Source organism: Bacillus sp. 3255 (assembly GCF_031456485.1).
Taxonomy (GTDB): Bacteria; Bacillota; Bacilli; order Paenibacillales; family NBRC-103111; genus Paenibacillus_E.
The window spans coordinates 432,157-456,664 of sequence record NZ_JAVDUS010000002.1 but is presented as its reverse complement, the minus strand read 5'-3'; the positions used below and the strand labels follow the sequence as shown (position 1 = coordinate 456,664).

Here is a 24,508-nt window from a genome sequence, read left to right as displayed (position 1 = left end):
CGAACATCATCTCCGATCCGATTTTAATCCGATTGCGGTGTAAGGAGCGGGTTCCAAGGGCCGGTCTGGCTGCCCTTCCACTCTGAGCCGTCTTCCCAAATTTCTTTCTTCCAAATAGGCACAATTTGTTTCAATCTTTCGATCGCATACCGGCTGGCCTCGTAGCAATCGGGCCGGTGAGGGGACGAAACGGCGATCACGACGCTGGCCTCGGCGATAGCGACCTTACCTAGACGATGAGTAATCGCGCAAAGCGTGCCAGGCCATCGTTCGCCGATTTCCTGACCGATCGCCGCCATCGTTTTGACCGCCATTGGTATGTAGGCTTCATATTCCAGGAGGACGGTGCGCTGTCCATGAGTCATCTCTCTCGTTGTCCCAATGAAGAGCAGCGAGGCGCCATGATTCGGGTGATTGACTTTCTTGGCGACTTGCCCGGCATCGATTTCTTCATGTGTAATCTCGTACAGCTCAGGCTGTCCGCCCGACACAGGCGGGATGAGCGCCAGCTCGTCCTGCTCGGTTACGGCATCGGCATCGCCGGCATAGGCCTGATTCTTGGCGAAGAAGCAGGAGACGAGCTGCTGCGCTGCATGCGGATAGTCGTCCGCAATCCGTTGTTTGAGCTGTTCGATCGTAACAGTCTCTTGCTCCAGTGATATATGTAGGACGGAAGTCCCGAACAGATCGACGAGTCCTGCGAAAAGTTGGATATGTAGGTTCACGGCTATGCTCCTAAACACTTTGATGGTAGAATCCCTTACAGCATATCATATTTTGGCGCGAAAATGGTATAATGGGTAGGGCTGTGCCGTTGGCAAGCCCGAGCTTGGGAGATGAAGGGAGAAAGGTTACGATGGGAGCAGAGTTGCGCATACACGTGTCAGATCCATATATAACAGAAGAATCGCTTACGGTATTGGACATGGTTCATCTGGCAAACGGGACGCTGGCCGTTGAGGACCGCGTGCCGAACGTGCGGGGTGAAGGCTTTGATTTACAGTCGTGGTACGAGAGCTGGAGAAGCAGCAGAGGCGGGACGGAGCAGGGCGATCCTACGCACGTCAAAGTCGAGGCGGTTGATGAATTTCAAGCGTTAATGCCGTGGCATCAAATGGGAACGGCGTTCTTTCTGTATGCCCAAGACGGGGAACCGCTGAAGAAGGGATATCCGATCCGCCTTTACGTTCCAGACGGCAGCAGCGAATGCCTCAATGTGAAGAGTGTCGTACATATCTGGTTTTTGCATGATGCGGCGTTAGGCGAGGAAGCGACCTTCGGCTTTAAGAACAAAGTGACGCTCGATGAATTGAAAATGAAGAAGTAACCGCAATAAGAACATACGTATATGGCGAATGATTAGACATGCTGTCTGCGAAAGAGAGGTGAGAGGCGTGTCTGAGCCCTTGCAACGACTTGTTATATTACATACGAACGATTTACACAGCCATTTCGAAATGATGCCCAAAATCAGCGCATATTTCAACCGTGTCAGGGACGGTTACCCGGCGGATCAAGTGCTGACGCTGGACATCGGCGATCATATGGACCGGATGAGTCCGGAAACGGAAGGCACGAATGCGATTGCCAACCTGGAGATCATGAACGCAACCGGCTACGATGCGATGGTCGTCGGCAATAACGAAGGACTGACGTTCACACCCGACTTACTGCGGGAAGCCGTGCAGACCTATGCCAAGTTTCCCATTCTCGGCAGCAATATTAGGGAATTGGCAACGATGGAGACGCCGGACTGGCTCGTACCCTCTGTGACGCTCGAGAAATCGGGCTTACGAATCGGCTTAATCGGCGTTACGGCGGCTTACCCGATTTATTATGAGCTGCTGGGCTGGCAAGTGACGGATCCGATCGAGGCGGTGCGCGCCCATACAGCGCTCTTGCGGCCGCAGACAGATCTGATCGTGGTCTTATCTCATCTGGGACTGCGGATGGACCAGCGGCTGGCGGAGGAGATCGAAGGCATCGATGTCATCCTGGGCGGACATACGCATCACGTGCTGGAGGAGCCGCTGCTGATCGGCGGCACCTATCTGGCGGCGGCCGGCAAGTTCGGCCAATACGCCGGCCACATCGAACTCGGCTACGACCGGGCGCAGCGCCGGATCGCCGAGTTCCGGAGCCGCGTCGTCCCGATGACGGAGGACGCCGAAGAAGACAGCAGCGTCTCGGCGCTGCTGGAACGCTTTCGCATCGCAGGCGCCGCAGCGCTGGATGAGGAAGTGGCGCAGCTGCGGGAGCCGCTGCGCCTGGACTGGTACGGCGAATCCCCGCTCGGCAACTTGCTTGCCGCCGGGATTCGCCGCTGGACCAGCGCCGATATCGGGCTGGTCAACAGCGGCCAGCTCCTTCAGGGACTGAAGGAGGGCCGCCTGACCCGCGGCAGATTGCTGGAAATCTGCCCGGGGCCGATCAACCCCTGCCGCCTGCTGCTCAGGGGCAGCGATTTGCTGCAGGCGCTCGAAGAGTCGCTGCAGCGCGAATTCATGGAGAAGCCGATCCGGGGACTCGGCTTCCGGGGTGAGGTGCTGGGCGTGCTGAGCGTCGACGGGATGACCGTCGAGATCGACAGCTCCCGGGCACCTTATGAGCGCGTCGTCGCCGTGCAGATCGGCGGGGAACCGCTGGACCGTGCGCGGGACTATGTCGTAGGCACGATTGATATGTTTACGTTCGGATCGGGCTACTTGTCCTTGAGTCAAGGGAAAGAGATCGTCTACATGCTTCCGGAGTTCATTCGCGACGTGCTCGCGCGCGAGCTTCGCGATCAGGAAGCGATCGCGGAGTGCCATGCCGCCAGGTTCATCGATCAATCTCCGCAGGCGGCGAGGGCGTAAGCCTCTCTATTTCGTCAATGAAAGTTGTCAGATTCATCCCCTTGGAAGTAGAATAAATAATTGGAGTAGAGTCCGACAAACAAACTATTAGGACTAGGAGGCAATCATGCATACTATTTTTGAAGCGATCATCATTGGGATCGTGGAGGGCTTGACCGAATTTCTGCCGGTATCTTCAACCGGGCATATGATTTTGGCCCAAAGCTTGCTGAACACCCAGAACGACGAAGTCACGAAAACGTTCGATTTCGTCATACAACTAGGCGCAATATTGGCTGTCGTCATTATTTATTGGAAACGAATCTTGTCGTTATTCGGCCTCGCCAAGAGGCAAAGTGAGAGCCGTACAGGCAAGAAACTGAACCTGCTTCACATTCTGATCGGCATCCTGCCTGCCGGCATTATCGGCGTGCTGTTCAACGATATTGTCGATGAGAAGCTGTTTAACTCGACTACCGTGCTGATCGGCCTCGTGCTGGGCGGTATTCTTCTCATCATCGCCGAGCAGAAGAAAGAGAAGCCGCAAGTCGAGGTTTTGGACGATTTGACGTACAAGCAGGCTTTCTACATCGGGTTATGGCAGCTGGTGTCCATCTGGCCGGGCTTCTCCCGTTCCGGTTCGACGATTGCAGGGGGAATGCTCTCCGGCGTCAGCCGTGCCGCTTCCGCCGATTTCACGTTCATCATGGCGATTCCGATTATGATCGGGGCTTCCGCCGTCTACTTCTTGAAGAACTATGAGGCCATTACTTCCGAGCATCTGGCATTCTTCGCCGTCGGCTTCATCGTAGCGTTCATCGTGGCGCTGCTGGCCGTCGTTTCCTTCATTAAATTCGTTCAAAATATGAAATTGACTTACTTTGCCTACTATCGTTTTGCAGTAGCTATCGTATTCGCTCTATACATGTTCTTCAAATAAGGATGAAATTTTATGTTGCGAACCGCGTCGAATGATGCGGTTTTTTTTATTGAACTTTTAGATGAAATCTATTACATTTAGATAGATAATAACGTTCAGCTACACGGGGGTCCTGACATGCTGTTAATGCCGATCAACAAGTGCCAACCTGGTATGAGGCTGGCCAAGAATATTTACAACGAAGATGGCATGGTTTTGCTAGCTGTTAACGTTGAACTGACTCAAAGACTCATTGATCGGTTATTTTCCTACGGCATCGACTATATCTATATAGCCGATCCCAGGACCGATGACGTTGTTCAGGTCGATATTATTCAAGACGAAACGCGAAGCCGGGCCGTACACGAAATCAGGCACACCTTCAAGAAGGTGATGGAGGATTCCAATAAGCGCGGTTCCGTCAGCTACTACGATATCGGACGCAACTTCCGCGATGTGATGAATATGATTATTGACGATCTGAGCGCTCACGAAGGTGCGATGGTCATGCTCAATAATATGAATATCAAAGACAACTATTTGTTCCAGCACTCGGTCAATGTCAGTATTTACGCCATTATGCTGGGCATCAGCTTCGGATACAGCCGTGAAAACCTGGAGACATTGGGACTTGGCGCGCTCCTGCACGATATTGGGAAGACGAAGATCCCGCTGGGCATTTTGCGCAAGCCGTCACAACTGACCCAGCAGGAATTCGCGGAGATGAAGAACCATACGAACTATGGCTTCCAAATTTTGAAAGAAGAACCGAACATTCCGCTGCTGTCCGCTCACTGTGCGTTCCAGCACCATGAACGGATGAACGGAAGCGGCTATCCCCGCGGCTTGTCCGGCGGAGACATCAATGAGTTCGCCAGATGGATCGGACTTGTCGATTCGTACGATGCGATGACGACGACGCGGGTATACCGCAGGCCATTGCTGCCGCACGAAGCCATGGAGCAGCTGTTCGCCGGTTCGGGAACGATGTACGATCAAAGTCAAATCGCCTTATTCCGTGACAAAATTGCCATTTATCCGCTCGGGATTACCGTTAAATTGAATACGGGCGAATACGGCATCGTTTCCAAGCTGAATATGAACGTTCCGCAGAGGCCCGTCGTGCGCATTTTGGCGGATGAGTCCGGTCAAGAATTGAAAGAGCCTTTCGAGATCGATTTATCCACGAAGCTGTCTGTTCTCATCACCGAAATCGGCGAAATCAAAGTAGAGGACCGGATTGATACCGAATCGGGTATGCCAACGTTACTTTGAGATAAAATATAGATAACAACTTTGAAGAACCTGGGACCCCAGGTTCTTTTTGCAGATCAGGAGGATGTTTCGGTGAAAGAATCAGCGGTGAAAGGTAAATTCTGGAGATGGGGGTATGCCATGCACAGGTACCGGTGGCTTGTCGTGACGATCGGCGTGCTGCTGCTACTCAGCTTTGCCCTATTTGCTCAGAAAACGCCCGGCATCCTCAAAGATAACGGGTTCACTCCGAAGGGCAGCGAATCCGACCGCGGCTTGCTCCAGCTCCGGGATGAGCTCGGCGTGCCGCTTACGACACTGAACCTTGTCTACACGGGGGATGAGGGTCTCGATCTGACCGGTCCGGCTCAGATGTCGGCCATCATGGACTCCTTGACTGAACTGAAGCAGCTTCCGTATGTGACAAGCGTCAATTTCATGACTGCGCCGCGCAGTGAAGGGCAGACGAACGTGCAAGCCGTTACGATAGCGCTCGATCTGGATACGGACCCCGCCCTGGAGAAATTTCCGGAGCTGCAAAGTCTCGTGCAGGCACCGCCGGGGATGAAGGTTTATGTGACAGGGGGACCCGCCATCTTACACGATATGCAGGTGGCGAGCAAGCATGACATTGCCAAATCGGAAGCGATCGGATTGCCTATTGCGCTGATCGTGCTGCTTATCGTCTTCGGCACCTTGGTCGCCGCGGTACTGCCGATGATCGTAGGACTGATGAGCGTCACGTTGACCTTGGGCATCACCTATTTCATTGCACAGCATCAGTCCTTGTCGAATTTTCTGCCGAATATGGTTACGATGCTCGGGCTTGCCGTCGGCATCGATTACGCGCTGTTCCTCGTCAGCCGTTTCCGGGAAGAACTGAAGGTGCAGCCGGGTGTCGCCGAAGCTGTGGCGATGACGTGCCAAACCGCCGGGCAGTCGATTTTCTTCTCCGGCATCGCGGTGTTGATCGGCCTGCTCGGCATGCTGTTCGTCGATCTGACCTTCTTTCGTTCGCTATGTCTGGGCGGCATCATTGTCGTATCGATCTCGGTCGTTGTCGCCAATACGATGCTGCTGTCGCTGTTAGGGCTGCTTGGCGAGCGGATCAACTCCCTGCAGGTGCTGCCCAAACGCTTCAGAAAGCAGGGGAATTCCCGCTTTTGGGGGAAAGTCGCTTATGCGGTGATGAAACGCCCGGTTGTGCTTGTCGTCCTCGTCGGCGGCGCCTTGATCTATGCGATGCTGCCTATCGGCCAAATGAAGCTGAGTGTGCCGAACGCTGAGGTGCTGCCTCCGCATTATGAATCGCGGTACGGTTCGGATCTGCTCAAGAAGGCGTATGACCCCAGGATGACGGGACCCATACAAATCGTGCTTCATACGGATGAAGAGGTATGGGAGGAAGCGGCGATACGCCAAATTCGCGCATACGGTGAGCAAGTGAAGGGCGTATCCGGCGTGCAAGACATTCAAAGTTATCTAACTTCATTCGGGGTGCATACGGATGTTGAGCTAGCCGCTATGCTGAAGGCCCCCGGCATCAAAGAGAAGATCGAAGGCGGGAAGCTGGCCAAGGGGCATACGGCGCTGCTGGTCGTTATTCCCGAGAAGGATCCCGACGATCCGGTTACGGACGGGCTTGTGCGGGAGCTGCGCCGGTTAGATCCCGGAGGTCTCGAGGCCACGGTAACAGGCGGTCCGGCTTACAGGCTCGACATCATAGACCGCATTCAAAATGAAATCCCGTGGGTGCTCTCTTTTGTCATGGGCATTACTTATATCGTCCTGCTGCTTGCGTTCCGCTCCGTGCTGCTGCCGCTGAAGGCCGTTCTGATGAATATGCTCAGTCTCGGAGCCAGTCTGGGCTGTGTGGTGATGGTTTTCCAGCACGGATATATGGCGGATCTGCTTCATATTACGTCTATCGGATATGTGAGCGCGACATTGCCCGTCATTATTTTCTGCGTCGTCTTCGGCATCTCTATGGATTATGAGGTTTTCTTGATTTCCCGCATTATGGAGGAGTATGAAGCCAGCGGCGACAATGATCAAAGCACGGCGGAAGGGCTCGCCAAAACAGGCTCCCTGATTACAAGCGCTGCCTTCATTCTGGTGGTCGTCGTCGGTTCGTTTATTTTCACAGACATTGAAATTATGAAGGCGCTCGGCCTTGGGCTGGGGCTTGCCGTCCTGATCGACGCGACAATTGTGCGCGTTATGCTTGTACCGGCGCTGATGAAGCTGCTGGGGAACGCGAACTGGTGGGCGCCGAAGTGGCTGCGCGGCAAACGAGCCGCTCTAGCCGATAACGAGTAGGAAGCGGGCGGGGCGGTTTCCTTTTTTATGAATCATAAGTTACAATAAAGGGCATAGGTATAGGCAAGATAGCAGCAAAGAGTTATTGAATAGGAATGATAGGTCAGGTGCAAACAGCATGAATATGAATGAAACCCGCTCCGTTATGCCGGAGCTGACGCCCGCGTACGATCCTTGGGACCCCATCAGGTCTTATCGAAAATACGGCAGGCATGTGCTTACAAGTGTAGAGTTAACCATAACGAATCTGTGCAATATGCGCTGTGAGCATTGCGCGGTAGGAGATTCGTTGACGATGACGGAGGGGCCTCGCATCCCGCTGCCGGTTATTTTGAACACATTGGATCAGGTGAAACATTTGGAAACGATCTCCTTGACGGGCGGAGAGCCATCCTACCATATCAAGGTCGTGAAAGACTACATGCTGCCGATCCTCAAATATGCGCGTGAACGCGGCATCCGAACGCAAATCAACTCGAATCTGACGTTGGATTTGGAGCGCTACGAGCTGCTGGCACCTTATTTGGACGTGATGCACATCTCGTTCAATTACTTGCATGCAGACGATTTCCATCAGGTCGGCTTCGTAAATTCGCAGCACCCGGTTGGCCGGGATACCGCGGCGCGCATGTACGAGCGTATGGTCGAGAATACGATAGCGCTTAGCAAAGGCGGGCTCTACGTATCGGCGGAATCGATGATTAATACCCGCACGCATGAGAAGCTGCCGCAGATCCATCAGCTGATCGACGAGATGGGCTGCAGAAGGCATGAGGTGCATCCGATGTACGCCAGCTCTTTCGCCTCGCATCTGCCTATGGTGTCCTTGGACGAGTTAAGGCAGAGCATCCATAGGCTGCTGGACAGCCGGAACCAAGCGATGTGGATGCTGTTCGGAACGCTGCCGTTCTTTGCCTGCAACGAGCTGGAAGAGGACAGGGCTTTGGTCCGAAGACTGCGGGAAGAGCCGAACGTTACGGTTCGGAACGATCCGGACGGACGCAACCGCTTGAACGTCAGCACGTTCACAGGTGAAGTGTTCGTCACCGACTTTGCCGACGAGCCGCCTCTCGGCAGCATCCATGATGATAAGCTGGATACGATATTCGCCAGATGGGAGCACAATCCCCTTAACCAGAAAGTAAACTGCTTCTGCAACGCCGCTTCCTGCTGCGGACCGAATTTATTGGTCGCTGATTCGTATTACCGTACGGTGGATTTCAAAAGCCGCAAAGCTATTATTTAATATCATTCAATCTGAAGGAGATATCCGCACTTGCCACATACTTCCTTTGAAATCGGGCCTATCGTACTCAATCTAATACTGGTCATTCTTCTCGTCATGCTGAATGGCTTCTTCGTTGCCGCGGAGTTCGCCCTTGTGAAGGTACGGCACTCCCGTATCCAGCAGCTGGTTAACGAGGGGAGCGGCAAGGCCAAGTATGCGAGCAAGGTGACGTCGCAATTAGATACGTACTTATCCGCAACTCAGCTGGGGATCACCCTGGCTTCTCTGGGCCTGGGCTGGGTCGGGGAGCCTGCGGTTTCCGAGCTGATCATGGAGCCGCTCTTCCACGCGATGGGCTTGGGCGATTCGGTGTATGCGCACGCTGCGTCTTTCATTGTGGCTTTCAGCTTTATTACATTCCTGCATATCGTGCTCGGGGAACTAGCGCCCAAATCGTTCGCGATTCAGAAGCCGGAAGTCACTTCATTGTGGCTGTCCGCACCGCTGCTGTTCTTCTACAGGGTGTTCCGTCCGATCATTTGGGTGTTGAATGGCGCAGCCACGAAGTTTCTGTCCTGGATTGGCGTAGAGCCGGCAAGCGAGCATGAGGCTGCCCATACGGAGGAAGAGATCCGGATCTTGATGGATGAAAGCGTCAAGAGCGGGCATATCGACCAAGACGAAATGGTTTTGTTCGATAACATTTTTGAATTCTCGGAACGGATTGCCCGCGAAGTGATGCTGCCTCGTACCGATATGGATTGCTTGTATATGGAGCTGAGCTTCATCGAGAATTTGCGCATGGTGCATGAAACCAAGCATACGAGGTACCCGGTCGCCGATGAGGATAAAGATCGAATTGTCGGCTTCGTCCATATTACGGACTTATTGACCGCCGACCCGGATGTCGAACAGGATCTGAAAAATTTCATCCGCCCGATTCTGAACGTGCCGGAGTCGATGGAAGTTAGCCGCGTTCTGAAACTTATGCAAAAGAAGCATTCCCAGTTAGCCATCGTGGTCGATGAGTACGGAGGCACGGCCGGGCTGCTGACTCTAGAAGATATTATGGAGGAAATCGTCGGCGAGCTGCATGACGAGTTCGATATTGACGAACGTCCCGGCGTGGAAGTGAAAGAGAAATATACGTCCGTGGACGGCCGTGTTTTGATTGAAGATTTGAATGATTTACTGGATTTGAACATCGAGGACGAGGATGTGGATTCCATCGGCGGATGGTTGTTCAAGAAGCTGGAGGGGGCACCTGTCAACGGAAAAAATATCACCTTCGGCAATCATCTGTTTGAAGTGTCCGAAGTGGATCGATTGCGTATCGTTCGCATACATATTACCAAAATCAACCCTGTGCAACCTGGAAATGAATAAGCGGAGGAATTCCTATGTCGCCTAGGACGACAATCATAGTGGTGCTCGGCATGCTGCTCCTGTATGGGCTGTTTACGATAGGGTTACCTTTCTTGCTCGCTTTGGTGACCGCGATATTCCTGGATCCTCTGACTATTCTGCTCATGCGCGGGATCAGGGTCAGGCGTTTGATTGCCGCATCTATCGTTTCTACGCTATTTACGCTGCTGACGTTGACCTTGTTTTATTTCATCGGGTTTAACGTCGTTACCGAAGTGATCGATCTAGGGAAGAACGCGCCTAATTATATGGACGAAGTCAATAAATATGTCGATTCCGCCGTAAGCCAAACCCAAGTGTTCTACGAGTCCTTGTCGCCGGAAATGGCTGAGCAATTTCAAGCTTGGCTGGAGCGCAGCACGGAAACGTTAACGGGAGCTTTGACGGACGTGTTCAGCGGCATCTCCGGATTTTTCCTCAATATGGCCGGGAAAATTCCGAATTTATTCGTCATTCTGATCGCCTATGTGATCGCCTTATACTTGGTGATGTTCAGTCTGCCTAATCTCAAATTGGCGTTTCTGTCCATTTTCGAGGAACAGACCCGGAGGAAGATGGAAACGGTTCTTATCTATTTGCGGGAAGGCATCTTCGGCTTCATCCGGGCTCAATTGATCATGGCGATCTTGACGTATCTCGTTACCTTCATCGGCTTGCTCGTCTTAAGAGCGGAATATCCGCTTGCGATCTCTTTGCTCGTCATGGTGATGGAATTCGTTCCCGTTATCGGCACCGGGCTTGTCTTCATTCCGTGGCTCATCTACCAGTTCCTGACGGGACATACGGGGATGGGGATCGGCTTGCTGGTATTGTTCCTCGCCTTAACGATTTTCCGCCGTATCGTCGAGCCTAAGGTGCTCAGCGACGCGGTAGGCATCAATTCACTGGCCGCCTTGATCTCGCTCTACGTCGGTTTCGAACTGCTGGGCGTAGCCGGGTTGTTCCTGGGTCCGCTTGTCGTCATCATCTATCAGGCGATGCGCAGAGCCGGACTGCTGAAGCTGAATATTCATTTGGACTAAATGACGGTGTCACATGCCTCGACAAAGCCGCAAAAGTCCCTGCTCATTGCCGAAGGCGGCTATGAAGCAGGGACTTTTTTTAATATACGCGCTTGGCTCCTATATACTTAGGTCCCCAGTACGAGCTGGTGAGGCTCTGCGGATAAATGCCTGCGGAACGAGTAGCGGAGAGGAATTGCCCATTGCCCATATAGAAACCGACATGGTCCACGACACCTGGATTCGCGATGGCGAAGAAGACGAGATCTCCCGGCTGTAAATTGGCCTGGCTTACGGAAGTACCGGAATCGTACAGCCCTTTGGAGGTTGTGCGAACGGCTGGAATTCCGTGTTTCTGGAACATGAAGTAGATAAAGCCGGAGCAATCGAAACCTTGCGGTGTCGTTCCGCCCCATAAGTAAGGTACGTGCAAATAGTTCATGGCATCGTTCAGCAGCACGCGTTTCTTCAGAGAGTGTTCAATGCTGGTTTGCGTCGCCGCGTCGGCGATGCCGGTTTGCGGAAGAGAGTAGGCTTTCTGATAATCTTTCACAGCTTGAGCGGTGATGGTGCCGAAGTAACCGGTAACGGTCGGGTACGTGAAAAAGCCGAGTGTTTTCAAGTTTTGCTGCAAATTGGAAACGGTGGAGCTAGACATTCCTTGTGCTAAAGTCGTGTAAGCGGTAGCGGCTGCCACGGCAGGTGCGGGAATGAAGTTACCCGTGGAAACGGTTACAGAAATGACGACAGCAGCAATGAGCAAGCGTTTGGATCGGATCAATGTGATTCCTCCTAAGATGATGTTAGATTATGTAAGATTAGGTACCACATGGATGAATATGAATGAACTTGTCCTTATTGTAAACGCTCCGAGCCTTCCATGACCATATGGAAATCTTGGAAGATCAGTGATTTTGGCCAAGTTCATGCGCATATACGTGCTTATAGGCCTCTAATGAATTGGATGTCGAAGCATGGAAAAGGAGGAGGAGAAGCATGCATTCACAATTCAAAAAGTATTTCCCTTACATTGGACCGTTCGACCCGTGTCCGCCGATTCTTGTGAAATTGTATAATACGCCGCCGCAGCTTTATATGAATTTTCAGCCGCCCGGCTTGCCGCAGTTCAGCCCTTACGAAGCCTTGAAAAAAGGGACGCTATGGCCTGCTCTTTTCGGTCCTTATGAATCCAAAATTGTTGAAGAAGGGAGCCCTAGAACATGAATCCACCGCAAGTGCCGGAATCTTATTACAAGCAGCTGCACGATCTGCAAGCGGTCGATTTCGTTTTGGTGGAATTGACGCTCTATCTGGATACGCATCCAGACGATGTGGCAGCCATCCAACAGTACAATCAATTTGCACATAAGAGAAAAATGATGAGCCAGGAGTTTGAACTTGAATTCGGACCGTTGATGCCATTCGGCCATTCTTACAGCAAGCATCCTTGGCAATGGATCGATACGCCGTGGCCTTGGCAGGTATAAGGAAGGAGGGAGCGTATGTGGGTTTATGAGAAAAAGCTTCAATATCCCGTCAGAGTCAGCAAATGCGATCCGCGGATGGCGAAGCTGCTGCTGGAGCAGTACGGCGGAGCGGATGGCGAGCTTGCCGCCGCGCTGCGCTACTTGAACCAGCGCTATTCGATTCCCGACAAGGTGATAGGGCTTCTTACGGATATTGGCACAGAGGAATTTGCTCATTTGGAAATGATTGCGACAATGGTATATAAACTTACAAAAGATGCCACGGTTGAGCAGTTGAAAGCAGCGGGTCTCGATGATCATTATGCGGCGCATGATCGGGCGCTCTTCTATCAGAACGCCTCAGGCGTGCCCTGGACGGCAGCCTACATACAGGCGAAGGGAGACCCTATTGCCGATCTCTATGAGGATATTGCCGCCGAAGAGAAGGCGAGAGCCACCTATCAGTGGTTGATCGACCTGACCGACGATGTAGATCTTCAGGATGGTCTGAAGTTCCTCCGCGAGCGCGAAATCATACATTCCCTTCGGTTCAGGGAGGCTGTGGAAATTTTGAAGGAGGATCGGGAGACGAAGAAATTTTTCTGAGGAGGATGACCGGCTAGCCTCCGGCGGCTAGCAGTCCCATATATTCCTTCAATGCCGTCGCCGTTTGGGCGAGACCGCTGGCGGAAGGAATGAAATTGCCGGTCCGCGCCAGCTGATTCGGCTCCGACATATAATCGGTCGGGTATGGAAGGACGTCCACCTTCAAAGACTGGAATTGCTTCACGGAGCGGGCCATGTGGAAGGCGGACGTTATGAGAACGGGTCGCTTCCACCCTCGCTCTGCGAGTATGGCGGCCGTATGCTGCGCGTTCTCTTCGGTATTGCGGCTCGTATCGTCCATGACAATAGACGATTCAGGCACGCCTAGCGCCAGCAGATGCCGTTTGGCGATTTGCGATTCATTGCCGGAGTCGGGAAACACTTGACCGCCCGATAAAAGAACCGGCAGCTTCGTGGTGCGATGCAGCTCCGCCGCGGTCAGCACGCGCGCAGCGGTATTGCCCGTCAAGTAGCCGGCGCCTTTGGTCAAGGGATCGGGCGTGCCTAAGGTGGCGCCGCCTGTCAGCACAACCAGCACGTCGCCTGACACTTGATCCGGCATCACATAGCGGCGCTCGATGGAATGAAGCAAGGCATTGCCGAAATAAGGCATCGCGGACACGCATAAGAGAATGGCGGATAAGCCCACGAGAAGAGTGCCTAGGTACTCTTTTTTTTGCTGCAGCCACAAGGCGGTGCAGAGGAGCAGTACGATGATAATCCCGGGAGGGAGCAGCAGCGTATAGGCGATTTTGATCAAATAGAGCATAGGCGTTTCACCCTTTCTTGAGCCACAGGCATAGGATTCTTTGTGTGGATTTTCGACACAGGCGCGGGATCTCCTGCCGAACCGCCGTGAAAAATGCGCAAAAAAAGCTGACCTGCAAGCTCTCAAGCTTGCGGTCAGCCTCTATGTTTATGCGCCTAGGGCTTGGCCTCGAATCCATACGCGCTCGAGCTCCAGCTCCGGGCCGATCAACAGCAGATCGGCCTGCTTGCCCTGCTCGATCGAGCCGTGCGACGCCTCGAGTCCAAGCAGCCGCGCCGGGTTGCCGCTCGCGAACCGGCTCGCCTCTTCCACGCTGACCCCGACGTGGCGCACCATATAACGGAGCGCCTCGATCATCGTCAGCGTGCTGCCGGCGAGGGCGCCGCCTTCCGTCAAGCGGGCAACGCCCCCTTGAACGGTTACGGCTTGCCCCCCGAGATCGTACTGGCCATCGCCAAGTCCTGCCGCGGACATGGCGTCGGTAATCAGCAGCAATCCATGCGGCTGCTTCGCCTTCACCAGCAGGCGAATCGCTGCCGGATGCACATGAATGCCATCGGCGATGACCTCGCCGCTGATGCGGTCGTCGGTGAGCACGGCGCCGACGGTACCCGGCTCGCGATGATGCAGCGGCTTCATCGCGTTGAAGGTGTGCACCGCATGCGAGAGCCCCGCGTCAACCGCCGACTGGATGTCGGCGTAGGAGGCGTCGGTATGGCCGCATGCGGCTACGATGCCATGCTCGCGCAGCCATGCGATCATGGCGTGAGCGCCCTCGCCTTCCGGCGCGAGGGTCAGCTGTTTGACGAGCTGCGGATAGCGCTCGTCCCAGCTCTGCAGCCAGGATAGCTGCGGCGGCAGCATCAGGTTCGGATCTTGCGCCCCTGCCCACTTGGGCGAGATGAAGGGGCCTTCCATATGTACGCCTAGAAGCTGGGCGTAGGGCATCGGCTTGCGCATGTAGGCGTTCACTTCGTCAAGCACACGATCGATCGCTTCGCGCGTCTGGGTCATCGTCGTCGCCAGCATGGCCGTGGTGCCGCTTTGCGCGTGGAAACGCGTAATGGTATCGAGCGCTTCGGAACTCGCATCCATGAAATCCGCGCCGTATCCGCCATGCACATGAACGTCGATGAATCCCGGCAGAAGCCAGCTGCCGCGGGCATCCAACGTGACGGCTTCCGGGCTGGCCGCACCGGCGTTCCAGTCGGCGCTGTCTTGGACGGATGCGATGACGCCGTCTTTGATATGAACGACGCCTTGTTCAATGATCCCTTGCTCCGTTACGATTTTGGCACCGGTAATGATCGTTTCGCTCATTCGAACAACCTCCCGGCGTCAGCGTCCAGCAGTACGACTAGGTGAGGGTGAGTTTGCAGCAGTGTAGCCGGCACTTCGGTTGTAATCGGACCGGTGAGCGCGCGATGCACGATTTCGGCTTTGTCAGCTCCGCGAACGACCAGCAGAATCGTCTTGGCTTTGAGAATCGTGCCTACGCCCATCGTCAGGGCATGTGTCGGCACTTCATCGATGGAGTTGAAGAAACGGGCATTCGCTTCGCGGGTTTCGTGCTTCAGCTCAACCGGATGGGTGCCGCTGACGAGCGAATCGTCAGGCTCGTTGAAGCCGATATGCCCGTTGTGGCCGAGGCCGAGGATTTGCAAATCGATCTGCTTCGCGTCATCCAGAAGCGCATTGAATCTTGCGCACTCCGCTTCCAAATCCGGCGCATTGCCGTTCGGGATATGGGCGGAAGCCGCCGGCAGATCGATATGGGAGAACAGATGCTGCTGCATGTAAGCGTGATAGCTCTCCGGATGGTCGGTCGGCAGACCAACGTATTCGTCCAGATTGAACGTCGTCACTTGCTTGAAGCTGACCCGGCCTTTCTTGTAGGCTTTGACCAGTTCTTCATATATACCGACAGGAGTGCCCCCCGTGGCTAAGCCGAGAACGGCTTTTGGCTGCATTTGGACAAGCGAGGTAATAATCCCGGCTCCGGCCTCATTCAGCTCTTGTTGATTTTGAAAAATATGAAGATTCATATGTGTGCTCCTCACTCTCGAGATGATAAAAAGAAATAATAATCAAGAATTATGAAATAATTTTGCATAAAATAGTCGTTTTTTAACTGAATTATACTCATTTCAATCATAACTGAATTTTATCCTTACGGCAACAGGCATTTTCCCAAATATGGACATTGACTTACATGGGTATGTTTGCCATTCTTAATGAAGATCATGACTAGAAGTAGACATTTTTTTTGACGGAGAGGGAGCTAGAGGATGAGTACTTTAAGAAACCGGCCTGATGCGATGTTTTTTGACTTGGATGGGACGTTATTTCAAACGGAGACGCTGCTGCTGCCTGCTTATTATGCAACCTTCGATGTGCTCCGGGAGAAAGGGCTTTACGAAGGGGAGACACCTCCGGAAGAGCGGATCCTGGGAGCTTTGGGCATGCTGCTGGAGCATATCTGGGAGCGTGTGATGCCGGAAGCCTCGTTAGAGGCTCGCAGGGCGGCGGATGAGCTTCTGCTGAAGTTTCAAATGGAGGGACTCCAGCAAGGTCAAGGGGTTCTCTATGAAGGGGTCGCCGAAACTTTGCAAGCGCTGCATGATAAGGGGATTCGACTTTTTGTCGCGAGCAATGGCTTGGAGGATTATGTGAAGCACGTCGTAGAGGCTCAAGGAATCGGCCATCTATTTGAAGATTTGTACAGCGCGGGGAAATACCGGACGAGATCCAAAGTCGATTTGGTCAAAATCGCTCTGGATACGCACGGCATCCGTTCCGCTTGGATGGTAGGCGACCGTTCCTCCGACGTGGAGGCCGGATTGAAAAATAACTTGACGGTTGCCGCTTGCGACTATGCCGGCTTCCGCGAAGCCGGTGAACTGGAGGGCGCGCACATTCGGATTCGCAGCTTTGCGGAGCTGCTGCAACATGTTTAGCCGTTGTTTGTGCCGGCAGTAGTCGCAAACTGTGCTTAATGGGCATACACTGTAGCACAAATGACAGTAAGGGTGCTGATCAGAATGCCTTCTTTTGTAGGAATATTCAACATTGTCAGAAATGAGGGAAGCCTGGTGAACGGAGACACGTTCGTCATCGCCCCGACCAGTGCAGCCAAATCGTACTCCGGCAGCGGCGGCGGCATTACGGGGGATTTCACGTTGTCTACGTCATTATTCAGCGCTACGATTACTTTTGATCCAGACGCTGTCGAGGCAGGTGCGAATAAGGTAGCTACAGGCACGTAGCGGCTTCGCACGATAACGCCGATGAAGCTGATGGAGCCGGTGGTCCAGCCGTCTAACGGACACCACGGCCGCTATTGTTGTGAGATTCGTCGTTTTTTCAATGTAACGGACACCAGGTACCTTATTTGCCTATTTTGGGGTGAATTCACCCCCGAAATGAGCAAATAACGGCGCTGGTGTCCGTTACATTTTTGGAGCAGCCCAATCTGCCGAAATAAGGGCTGCTCAGTCCGTTAGCGCGGCGGGGGCTGCGGAACACCGCACGCCGCACACCGCACGCCGCACGCCGCACGCCGCACGCCGCACACCGCACACCGCACACCGCACACCGCACACCGCACACCGCAACTCGCACACCGCAACTCGCACACCGCGCACCACCAACCGCCCCCTTGCCCCTCGTGCCGCCTAGCCGCTGCGACCACCTTATGAGTCACTGCAATTCTCCGGGGAGAAAAGCGCTAACCCGCCAGACTCCTTCGCGCTTTCTCTCGTCACTTTTCCAATGATTCCTTCGTGCATTTTCTCCTCACTCTCCCCATACTCCTTCGTGCTATGTCTACCGTCACTCTCCCCTTGACTCAGGAAATGCCCGTGAGCACGCCCATATATTCTCATTTTAGGCAAAACGTTATTGACAGAGGGACGTCCGAGTCATTAATATATGAATAAGTACTCATATGTTATTGCATCATGTATAAAGAAAAGAGCGGCACGCCATTCTAGTGGCAGAGCAACAGGGAGGGAACGCTATGCATCTACACTCATCACCAAAGGACACACATTCTCATAAAAAACGCGCGTCAGGCGGAGACGGAGGCGAGAAGCCAAACGGTCAAGCGAAGGAGCTGCCAGAGCACTCGCACCAGGACCACTCGCACCAAGACCACTCGCACGAAGGCACCGGCGCGCACTCGCACCAGGATCACGCCCACGAAGGCACCGGCGAGCAGTCGCACCAGGATCACGCGCACGAAGGCACCGGCGAGCACTCGCACCAAGATCACGCCCACGAAGGTCCTACCGCTGCCCACGCGCACGAAGGCACCAGCACGCACTCGCACCAGGACCACGCCCACGAAGGTCCTACCGCTGCGCACTCGCACCAGGGTCACGCTCACGGAAGCACCGCCGCCCACTCGCACGACGACCATGCGCATGGCGGCTCCTGCGCGCACTCGCACCACGGCCATGCGCACCACGGCCATGCGCATCATGGCCACCATCATGGCCATCATCATCATGGCCACGGGGGCAACAAGCAGGGCCTGCTGATTGCCCTCGGCATAACGACAGGCATCATGGTTCTGGAGTTCATCGGCGGGCTGTGGACGAACAGCTTGGCGCTGCTCTCGGATTCGGGCCACATGCTTAGCGACGCCGGTTCGCTGCTGCTCAGCCTCATCGCGCTGTGGTTCGCAGCCAAGCCCGTCTCCGCCAGCAAATCGTTCGGCTTTCACCGCATCGAAATTTTAGCGGCGCTTTTTAATGCCGTCACGTTGTTTCTTATTGCAGGGTTCATCATTTGGGAAGCGTTTGAACGGTTCCTTGAGCCGCCAGCCGTAGCCAGCGGTAAGATGATGCTGATTGCCTGCATCGGGCTGCTCGCCAATCTGCTCAGCGCCTGGTCGTTGATGCGCAAAGGGGATGTGCACGGCAATCTGAATTTGCGCAGCGCTTATCTGCACATTCTAGGCGATGCGCTCGGCTCCGTAGGCGCAATCGTCGCAGGTGCCGTCATGCTCTTATTCGGTTGGTACGCAGCGGATCCGATTATCAGCGTAATCGTGGCTTTGCTTATTTTGCGGGGAGCATGGGCGGTGCTGAAATCCACCGTACACATTCTGATGGAAGGAACGCCGGAAGCCGTTTCTTTAGGCGATGTCCGAACGGCGCTGGAAGGCATCGATGGCGTCATCAATGTACACGATCTGCACATTTGGACGATCACGTCGGGGCTTGATGCGCTCAGCTGTCACTTGCTGATAGCGGACGACCGCGATGGCCAGGCGATTCTGCAAGAGGCGATTCACCGGATCGAAGACCGTTTTCAAATCAGCCATACGACGATTCAGATTGAGAATTCAACCAATTCACATTCCGAGTTGAAGGTGTAGCGGGCAAAAGGAGGGGTGCCGAATGGATCAAGTATGGCTGGACACATGCGAGGAAGCTTGTACAGGATCTCAGATCGCACGCCGGGAGCCATCTCACATTTCGGAAGAGCAGGCGGCGGGTATTGCGGAGGTCTTCAAAGCGCTGGGTGATCCGACAAGGGTCAAAATCATTTTTTTCCTGCTGGGCAAGGAGCTTTGCGTGCATGATTTGTCCACGCTTCTCGATATGGGGCAGTCGGCGGTTTCGCACCAGCTGCGCTATCTGCGGGATTTGCATATTGTGAAGCGGAGGAAAGAGGGCAAAACCGTGTTTTATTCGTTGGACGACAGTCATATCGAACAAATATTCGTCCAAACGATGGGGCATCTCCACCATATGTAGCTCGGAAGCTTCCTGCAGTCAGTCGCTGACGCTTCCGAATAAACCTGTTTAATCCGTTGTGCTCGATTCCTCGTCCTCCGGCGGTTCCAGCGGTTGCCGTCTGCTTTGCTTCAGCATCCAAACGGCATACTCAATCGGTCTTGTAACCGCCTTCCGGTACGTGGCGTTTTCGCCGATTTTGCGAAACACTTCCCGGGAGGGCTTGGGATTGACTTCAAGAAGCCAAACGTCTCCCTGCGGATCAACCGCTATATCCATCCCCAGCTCGCACAGCTTGCCGAATTTCGTCTCCAGATAACCGGCCAGCTTGTAAGCGAAGCTGTTCATTTCCTTTTTGATCGTTTCCTTTTGCTCAGCCGAAGGGAAGCGGTACGACAATAGTCTATCCTGCGAAACCGCGCTGCCGCCTCCGTGCAGGTTCGAGGTGATGCTGCGGTGGGGACCGATTCTTCCCGCACAGCCGGTCACTTCCCACTCACCGCTGCCGTTCTTCTGAATGAGCAGCCGGTAATCGTGTACGCGTCCGTCTTTTAACGTCAGCTGTATCCCCTGTTGAACCACATAGTCCGGACTCAGTTTCAAGGCGTGCAGCTTAACAAGCAGCTGTTTCTCACTGGCACGGTACGGAGCGATGATGGTTCTTTGTTGATTGCGCCCCTGCAGCAAATACAGATCGGGTCCGAGCTGCTCAATGCGGAGTATGCCTCTTCCGCCCGTACCGTTTTTCGGTTTGACATACACGAGTCTATACTTCTTCAAAAATTTCATCAGCTCCAGAACGGAACTGAACCGCACGGTAGCGGGCAAGTAGGGGCGAATGCTCTCATTCTCCGAAAGAATTTGATGCATGGACCATTTGTTGGCAAGCGGCCTGCTGAGGAAGATCAGCTTGGCATGGCGGGCCCGGAACGCTTTGAGCATTTGATAATTGGCTGCAGCCTTGTAGCGGCAGCGATCATAAATGACCGGCGGCATGGAGGTGCGGCGTCGTTTCCATTTGCCAAGGTCCGCATCATACGTTAAGGTGCGCACGGAGTTGTCGCCCTCGACGTCGCTCGGCGTAAACACCTCGACCTGCACACCCAGTTTTCTTCCTTCTGTACTGAGGCGTTGAAAGTAAGAGAGCTCTTCAAGCCGGGATTTGCTTAAATAAATAGCGAGTACGCCCAGTCGTTGTGAAGACAAGCATAATCACCTTCTTTTTCCGTTATTCATTAAATACAAGCTGTAGCGAATAATGCGTTCTAGTGATTTTTTGCGAATTTTCGGTTCATCGAATTTCATCGGTTTGGAGTTGGCTTCGAAGAACCATATATGGCCTCCGACATCGACGCCGATATCCATGGACATTTCGCCCAGTTGGTTGCCCGATGATTTCTCAATTTGTGTCGCCAGCGTGACGGCAGCCGTTTCCACCCGTTTCAAAATGTTTCTCGCTTCTTTCGCCCCGAAGCCGTGCGTCAGCAGTTTAAGCGGTTCGTCAATGGAGCCGCCCCGCGGCACATGCGTAGTGATGCTTGCTTTCCCCGCAACCCTTGCTCCGATGCCGGATACGCTCCATTCCCCTTTGCCCGTCTTCTGGATAAGTGCTCGTAAATCGTACGCCCGCTGTTTATACCGGGTCAGCGCGATCCCCTGCTGGACGATGTACTCGTGGGAGCCGCGGTGCTTATTCCATTCGTTCCAGACTTCCGAAGGAGAGTTATGAACCGTGTACAGCATTTGTTTATCGACTTGGCGGCTTAAACGGTATTGCGTACCGCTGCCCTTCGCCGTCAGCCGGTCGATGCGCATAATTCCTTTGCCTGCTTTGCCCTTCACCGGCTTCAAATAAAGAACGGCATGCTTGCGCAGCAAGGAGCTGAGATCTTCGGCCGAGCTGAGCTGCTTGGTGTCGGGGATGTAGGGCTTGCTTTCCTTAGAGCTGTTTAACCAGCTGTACAACGTCCATTTGTTGAAAAACGAAGGGTTGAACAGATGGACGCTGGAGCTGCGGTTGCACGCCTGAATCGTTTGCTGAACCTCGGACTTCATCTCCATTTTGCGATAAGGGATCCGGTTGTAGACGACTTGAGGAGAGGGAACGAGTTCCCTGCTCCATTTCTTCTTAGCCGCGTTATACCGGTAACCGTAAAGCTCGCTTGCCGATAAGTTAAAATCTTTCGTCGTCAGGACGTAGACGTCCACCCCGAGCCGCTCCCCCGTCTCGATTAAATCCAGGAAATTGTGCAAATTTCCACGAAACACCCGATTGCTGTCTTTGACGGTCAAGATCGCCATCGTCGGGTTTGAACCTCGATTGTGCAGGAAGAAACCCATTAGTTCTCCCTCCTAGCGCGGAATCGACTCAAGTAGAGGCAGTGCTCGTAAATATTTTGCAATGTGGCAAGATCGCCTTCCTTCAAGGACGGATGTTTGAAAATAGATCTTCCCGGCTTGGCGTTCGCTTCGAACATCCAGATTTTCTCGTTTTGGTCAATTCCGATATCGAAGCCCAGCTCGCCGAGCAAATGATTGTAATTGTTTTCGATGCCTTCCGCGAGCTTGATCGCCGTTTCTTTGGCATTGGTGAGCACTTGCTCCGCCCGGCTGCCATAAATTTGGCGAAGCACCTGCTCCGGCGTCATGAGCTGACCGCCGTTGCGGATATGGGTGGTGACGCTGCCCTTGCCGGATTTCTTGGCGCCGATGGCGCCTACGACCCAGTTGTTGCTGCCGTTCTTCGTCATGTGGAAGCGGAAGTCGATCGGACAATTGTCGATTTCGATGAGACGGATGCCCTGCTGTGCGACGTAGTTCGTCAGGCGGCCGCGTCCGGTTCCGAGCATCTGCATCAGTCCTTCGAATTTGCCGTAACGGATGAGCACATTTTTGCCGCCTTTGCGGTAGCGGACGAAATAGCCCCGTTTGGGGTTAAACGTCACCCGGAAAATACCGATACCGAGACTGCCGGCAGTCGGTTTCAAATAAATGAATTTATGCTTGTCGAGCATTTCTTTGATTTGCTCGGCGGATGGGTTGATTCGGGATTCGGGGACGTATTTGAAAGCTTCGTCACCGTCCAGCATTTTATAGACATCCCATTTGTCGAAGAAGCTCCAGTTAAACAGCGGGATACCCCGGCGAACGAACCGTTCCTTAAAGCTCTCCATGCCGGCTGTCTTCTCGGCTTTACGGCTGGATAGCCGGTTGTATACCACATCGGGCAGCGGGAACGTTTTGCGGGTCCAGCCGCCGCCTTCTTTGGGAATAACGCCTGTCACGGTTTCCTGAACCCAGTTGATGCTGCGAGGACTGAAAGCGAATAGAAACGATCTGTTCGAACCTGTATTCAGTACTTGGCGAATGAAACCGGTCTTGGTACCGAAAGGCGACGAGCCGCCGACGATATTCGTCATTACGCCGATGACGGGCCCGATGCGCAATTCTTTATTGCTATTGCTGGCCGCCAAGACGCTACCCGACCGAGGGATGCGTAAGGAAGCCATCAGGGAAAGCGGAATGTACATATGCTGGCCACTTTTTTTGATCAGGCGGACCGGTAGGGTGGCGCTTTTGCTGCCGACCTTTACAGTAATCGTTTTGTTCCCGGTTAACCGTAAAGCTTTGACGAGTTCACTTGTTAAGTAGACCGATCTATCTGTTCGTTGTACGGCGTGGAGCATACACGTTGTCAAACTCATTAGGTTACCCTCCTAAACTTGTTGCCCTACGGGGCTTTCCGTGTCAAAGCAGACAGACGTGTCCGTCTGCCTACCCGGGCACTTACCAGCAAGCCGAGCTTAGCCCAGCTTTTTGTGCAGCAGAAACTCAGCATAGTAGATAGGATTAGCCATCGATTTCACACGCGCCCTCTCATTGTGCAAACGTGCAAATATGGTGCGGCCCGGCTTCGAATTGACTTCCAGAACCCATACCCGTCCGGAGGTATCGATCCCCAGATCGATGCCCAGTTCGGCCAATCGTCCGTGGTGGTTCTCCAGCAGCGGGGGGATCCGGGCGGAAAGCATGCCGAGCGTTGCCAAAAGCTCTCCCGCTTTGGCGTCGCCGAACTCCCTGGCGAGGAAGCCGGCTGCCTCTTCGGCGCTGCCGCCGCCATGCAGATTGGAAGTAATGCTGCCGGGCTTGCCGATCCGAACCGCCATGCCGGTATTCTCCCATAAGCCATGGCCGTTTTTTTGCATAAGCGATCTTACGTCATAAGCCATTCCGTCTGAGGAGTGCAAGTGCAAATATTCCTGCAGCAAATAAGGACGGCTGCCGATCTGCCGGCGAAGCCAATGCCAACAGGCGTTCCAATTGGGGAAGGATCGCTCGAAGGAGCGATTCTGGCCATTGCGCCCTTTTATATGAAAGAGACAGCTTCCGTTTGCGCTGTTTACTTTGCGAAGATGCAGAGCGCCTTTGCCTTGGCTGCCGCCCTGCGGTTTAAGGAAAACATCGTCCCTTGTTTGGAGCCAGTTCCTCAGGTCGCTGCCGCTTGCGAGCAAGGCGGTTTCGGGCAAGTAGGCACGTATGGCGCTATCTCGCAGCAGCATTTGGCCCACATCCCACTTTCCGCCCAAGCCGTAGCCTAAGAAACGAATATGAGGGAGTTCATGAAGCTTCCGAGCATAGGAACGGTACTGCTCATAACTGCTTTTGCTGCTGAAGAAGCAGCGGTCATAGATGAGCGATGGCAGAGGGAATAGCTTGGAGACCCATTTCTTGGTTTCTTTGACATAACTGTAACCTCGCACGGTCAGCTGCTGCCAATCGATGCGATTCGGTGAGAACACAATGACGTTCAGGCCCCGGCTAGCCCCGACGGATGTCAGATGCCGGTAGAAATCCGCACTGGCAAAGGGCAGCTCCCGCTCCCGCTGCAATTCGGTAACCATAATCCCCAATAAGGGCCGCTCGGTGCTTAAACGCATGGTTTC

Annotated in this window: 25 protein-coding genes; 15 read left to right on the top strand and 10 right to left on the bottom strand. The window is 53.9% G+C overall.

Annotated features, from left to right (window positions below; translation table 11 throughout):
* Positions 1–23 precede the first annotated feature (23 nt).
* Entirely contained in the window at positions 24–725 is a 702-nt protein-coding gene (locus J2X61_RS04670) for a molybdenum cofactor biosynthesis protein (RefSeq protein ID WP_274466238.1), read from the bottom strand.
* 155 nt (positions 726–880) lie between these two features.
* Here J2X61_RS04670 and J2X61_RS04665 point away from each other — a divergent pair, with 155 nt between their 5' ends.
* The 8 genes from J2X61_RS04665 (at position 881) to ytvI (ending at position 11,001) form a co-directional block, all read left to right on the top strand.
* The gene (locus tag J2X61_RS04665; protein ID WP_310186225.1) at positions 881–1,327 is read left to right on the top strand and encodes a hypothetical protein; all 447 of its coding nucleotides are present in this window, start codon (positions 881–883) and stop codon (positions 1,325–1,327) included.
* A 79-nt stretch (positions 1,328–1,406) separates the two neighbouring features.
* Complete coding sequence (locus J2X61_RS04660) at positions 1,407–2,855, top strand: bifunctional metallophosphatase/5'-nucleotidase (RefSeq protein WP_310186223.1); 1,449 nt, start codon at positions 1,407–1,409, stop codon at positions 2,853–2,855.
* A gap of 106 nt (positions 2,856–2,961) precedes the next feature.
* Entirely contained in the window at positions 2,962–3,774 is an 813-nt protein-coding gene (locus J2X61_RS04655) for an undecaprenyl-diphosphate phosphatase (protein ID WP_274466234.1), read from the top strand.
* Positions 3,775–3,891: 117 nt separating this feature from the next.
* Positions 3,892–5,028, top strand: a complete 1,137-nt coding sequence (locus tag J2X61_RS04650; protein ID WP_310186219.1) for an HD-GYP domain-containing protein — start codon at positions 3,892–3,894, stop codon at positions 5,026–5,028.
* 72 nt (positions 5,029–5,100) lie between these two features.
* A complete protein-coding gene (locus tag J2X61_RS04645; protein ID WP_310186216.1) occupies positions 5,101–7,326 on the top strand; it encodes an MMPL family transporter in 2,226 nt (741 codons plus the stop codon).
* Positions 7,327–7,444: 118 nt separating this feature from the next.
* Positions 7,445–8,572, top strand: coding sequence for a radical SAM/CxCxxxxC motif protein YfkAB (yfkAB, locus tag J2X61_RS04640; protein ID WP_310186213.1), 1,128 nt, complete (start codon positions 7,445–7,447; stop codon positions 8,570–8,572).
* Positions 8,573–8,602: 30 nt separating this feature from the next.
* Complete coding sequence (locus tag J2X61_RS04635) at positions 8,603–9,940, top strand: hemolysin family protein (RefSeq protein ID WP_274466229.1); 1,338 nt, start codon at positions 8,603–8,605, stop codon at positions 9,938–9,940.
* Positions 9,941–9,954: 14 nt separating this feature from the next.
* A complete protein-coding gene (ytvI, locus tag J2X61_RS04630; protein WP_274466228.1) occupies positions 9,955–11,001 on the top strand; it encodes a sporulation integral membrane protein YtvI in 1,047 nt (348 codons plus the stop codon).
* A gap of 79 nt (positions 11,002–11,080) precedes the next feature.
* Here ytvI and J2X61_RS04625 read toward each other — a convergent pair whose 3' ends face one another.
* Positions 11,081–11,761 carry a C40 family peptidase gene (locus J2X61_RS04625; RefSeq protein WP_310186210.1) on the bottom strand — a complete coding sequence of 227 codons (681 nt, stop codon included), beginning with the start codon at positions 11,759–11,761 and terminating at the stop codon, positions 11,081–11,083.
* Between the two features lie 215 nt (positions 11,762–11,976).
* Between J2X61_RS04625 and J2X61_RS04620 the strand changes: the two genes are divergently transcribed.
* Genes J2X61_RS04620 through J2X61_RS04610 form a run of 3 tightly spaced genes read left to right on the top strand, consistent with a single transcriptional unit; the run spans position 11,977 to position 13,052 of the window.
* Complete coding sequence (locus J2X61_RS04620) at positions 11,977–12,204, top strand: spore coat associated protein CotJA (protein ID WP_310186206.1); 228 nt, start codon at positions 11,977–11,979, stop codon at positions 12,202–12,204.
* Entirely contained in the window at positions 12,201–12,467 is a 267-nt protein-coding gene (locus J2X61_RS04615; RefSeq protein ID WP_274466225.1) for a spore coat protein CotJB, read from the top strand. Before J2X61_RS04620 ends, J2X61_RS04615 begins: the two co-directional genes overlap by 4 nt.
* A gap of 15 nt (positions 12,468–12,482) precedes the next feature.
* Positions 12,483–13,052, top strand: coding sequence for a manganese catalase family protein (locus tag J2X61_RS04610; RefSeq protein ID WP_310186203.1), 570 nt, complete (start codon positions 12,483–12,485; stop codon positions 13,050–13,052).
* A gap of 13 nt (positions 13,053–13,065) precedes the next feature.
* Here J2X61_RS04610 and J2X61_RS04605 read toward each other — a convergent pair whose 3' ends face one another.
* The 3 genes from J2X61_RS04605 to nagB form a co-directional block, all read right to left on the bottom strand.
* On the bottom strand, positions 13,066–13,821 hold the full coding sequence (locus tag J2X61_RS04605; protein WP_274466222.1) for a YdcF family protein: 756 nt from the start codon (positions 13,819–13,821) through the stop codon (positions 13,066–13,068).
* Between the two features lie 147 nt (positions 13,822–13,968).
* Complete coding sequence (gene nagA, locus J2X61_RS04600; RefSeq protein WP_310186199.1) at positions 13,969–15,141, bottom strand: N-acetylglucosamine-6-phosphate deacetylase; 1,173 nt, start codon at positions 15,139–15,141, stop codon at positions 13,969–13,971.
* On the bottom strand, positions 15,138–15,866 hold the full coding sequence (gene nagB, locus J2X61_RS04595) for a glucosamine-6-phosphate deaminase (RefSeq protein ID WP_274466219.1): 729 nt from the start codon (positions 15,864–15,866) through the stop codon (positions 15,138–15,140). Before nagB ends, nagA begins: the two co-directional genes overlap by 4 nt.
* Positions 15,867–16,109: 243 nt before the next feature.
* Here nagB and J2X61_RS04590 point away from each other — a divergent pair, with 243 nt between their 5' ends.
* Together J2X61_RS04590 and J2X61_RS04585 are read left to right on the top strand one after the other, a co-directional pair.
* Positions 16,110–16,778, top strand: a complete 669-nt coding sequence (locus tag J2X61_RS04590; RefSeq protein WP_274466217.1) for an HAD family hydrolase — start codon at positions 16,110–16,112, stop codon at positions 16,776–16,778.
* Positions 16,779–16,862: 84 nt separating this feature from the next.
* Positions 16,863–17,087, top strand: a complete 225-nt coding sequence (locus tag J2X61_RS04585) for a spore germination protein (RefSeq protein ID WP_274466216.1) — start codon at positions 16,863–16,865, stop codon at positions 17,085–17,087.
* A 145-nt stretch (positions 17,088–17,232) separates the two neighbouring features.
* On the opposite strand, the gene J2X61_RS04580 is transcribed toward J2X61_RS04585, so the two are convergent.
* Positions 17,233–17,442 carry a hypothetical protein gene (locus J2X61_RS04580; protein ID WP_310186194.1) on the bottom strand — a complete coding sequence of 70 codons (210 nt, stop codon included), beginning with the start codon at positions 17,440–17,442 and terminating at the stop codon, positions 17,233–17,235.
* A 913-nt stretch (positions 17,443–18,355) separates the two neighbouring features.
* Between J2X61_RS04580 and J2X61_RS04575 the strand changes: the two genes are divergently transcribed.
* Complete coding sequence (locus tag J2X61_RS04575; RefSeq protein WP_396135399.1) at positions 18,356–19,204, top strand: cation diffusion facilitator family transporter; 849 nt, start codon at positions 18,356–18,358, stop codon at positions 19,202–19,204.
* Between the two features lie 22 nt (positions 19,205–19,226).
* The gene (locus J2X61_RS04570; RefSeq protein WP_274466214.1) at positions 19,227–19,586 is read left to right on the top strand and encodes an ArsR/SmtB family transcription factor; all 360 of its coding nucleotides are present in this window, start codon (positions 19,227–19,229) and stop codon (positions 19,584–19,586) included.
* A gap of 48 nt (positions 19,587–19,634) precedes the next feature.
* On the opposite strand, the gene J2X61_RS04565 is transcribed toward J2X61_RS04570, so the two are convergent.
* From J2X61_RS04565 to J2X61_RS04550, 4 genes are all read right to left on the bottom strand, one after another.
* Complete coding sequence (locus J2X61_RS04565) at positions 19,635–20,771, bottom strand: YheC/YheD family endospore coat-associated protein (RefSeq protein ID WP_310186191.1); 1,137 nt, start codon at positions 20,769–20,771, stop codon at positions 19,635–19,637.
* Between the two features lie 6 nt (positions 20,772–20,777).
* Positions 20,778–21,905, bottom strand: a complete 1,128-nt coding sequence (locus tag J2X61_RS04560) for a YheC/YheD family endospore coat-associated protein (protein WP_274466211.1) — start codon at positions 21,903–21,905, stop codon at positions 20,778–20,780.
* Positions 21,905–23,269, bottom strand: a complete 1,365-nt coding sequence (locus J2X61_RS04555; protein WP_274466210.1) for a YheC/YheD family endospore coat-associated protein — start codon at positions 23,267–23,269, stop codon at positions 21,905–21,907. Before J2X61_RS04555 ends, J2X61_RS04560 begins: the two co-directional genes overlap by 1 nt.
* Positions 23,270–23,368: 99 nt before the next feature.
* Positions 23,369–24,502, bottom strand: a complete 1,134-nt coding sequence (locus tag J2X61_RS04550) for a YheC/YheD family endospore coat-associated protein (RefSeq protein ID WP_274466209.1) — start codon at positions 24,500–24,502, stop codon at positions 23,369–23,371.
* Positions 24,503–24,508 lie beyond the last annotated feature (6 nt).

What these genes read in the sequence shown, in the direction of transcription:
- J2X61_RS04560 (WP_274466211.1), bottom strand. Translation starts at nt 21,905, where the DNA reads ATGGGTTTCTTCCTGCACAATCGAGGTTCAAACCCGACGATGGCGATC.
- nagA (WP_310186199.1), bottom strand. Translation starts at nt 15,141, where the DNA reads ATGAGCGAAACGATCATTACCGGTGCCAAAATCGTAACGGAGCAAGGG.
- J2X61_RS04605 (WP_274466222.1), bottom strand. Translation starts at nt 13,821, where the DNA reads ATGCTCTATTTGATCAAAATCGCCTATACGCTGCTGCTCCCTCCCGGG.
- ytvI (WP_274466228.1), top strand. Translation starts at nt 9,955, where the DNA reads ATGTCGCCTAGGACGACAATCATAGTGGTGCTCGGCATGCTGCTCCTG.
- J2X61_RS04620 (WP_310186206.1), top strand. Translation starts at nt 11,977, where the DNA reads ATGCATTCACAATTCAAAAAGTATTTCCCTTACATTGGACCGTTCGAC.
- J2X61_RS04650 (WP_310186219.1), top strand. Translation starts at nt 3,892, where the DNA reads ATGCTGTTAATGCCGATCAACAAGTGCCAACCTGGTATGAGGCTGGCC.
- J2X61_RS04585 (WP_274466216.1), top strand. Translation starts at nt 16,863, where the DNA reads ATGCCTTCTTTTGTAGGAATATTCAACATTGTCAGAAATGAGGGAAGC.
- J2X61_RS04590 (WP_274466217.1), top strand. Translation starts at nt 16,110, where the DNA reads ATGAGTACTTTAAGAAACCGGCCTGATGCGATGTTTTTTGACTTGGAT.
- J2X61_RS04555 (WP_274466210.1), bottom strand. Translation starts at nt 23,269, where the DNA reads ATGAGTTTGACAACGTGTATGCTCCACGCCGTACAACGAACAGATAGA.
- J2X61_RS04615 (WP_274466225.1), top strand. Translation starts at nt 12,201, where the DNA reads ATGAATCCACCGCAAGTGCCGGAATCTTATTACAAGCAGCTGCACGAT.
- J2X61_RS04655 (WP_274466234.1), top strand. Translation starts at nt 2,962, where the DNA reads ATGCATACTATTTTTGAAGCGATCATCATTGGGATCGTGGAGGGCTTG.
- J2X61_RS04610 (WP_310186203.1), top strand. Translation starts at nt 12,483, where the DNA reads ATGTGGGTTTATGAGAAAAAGCTTCAATATCCCGTCAGAGTCAGCAAA.
- J2X61_RS04570 (WP_274466214.1), top strand. Translation starts at nt 19,227, where the DNA reads ATGGATCAAGTATGGCTGGACACATGCGAGGAAGCTTGTACAGGATCT.
- yfkAB (WP_310186213.1), top strand. Translation starts at nt 7,445, where the DNA reads ATGAATATGAATGAAACCCGCTCCGTTATGCCGGAGCTGACGCCCGCG.
- nagB (WP_274466219.1), bottom strand. Translation starts at nt 15,866, where the DNA reads ATGAATCTTCATATTTTTCAAAATCAACAAGAGCTGAATGAGGCCGGA.
- J2X61_RS04550 (WP_274466209.1), bottom strand. Translation starts at nt 24,502, where the DNA reads ATGCGTTTAAGCACCGAGCGGCCCTTATTGGGGATTATGGTTACCGAA.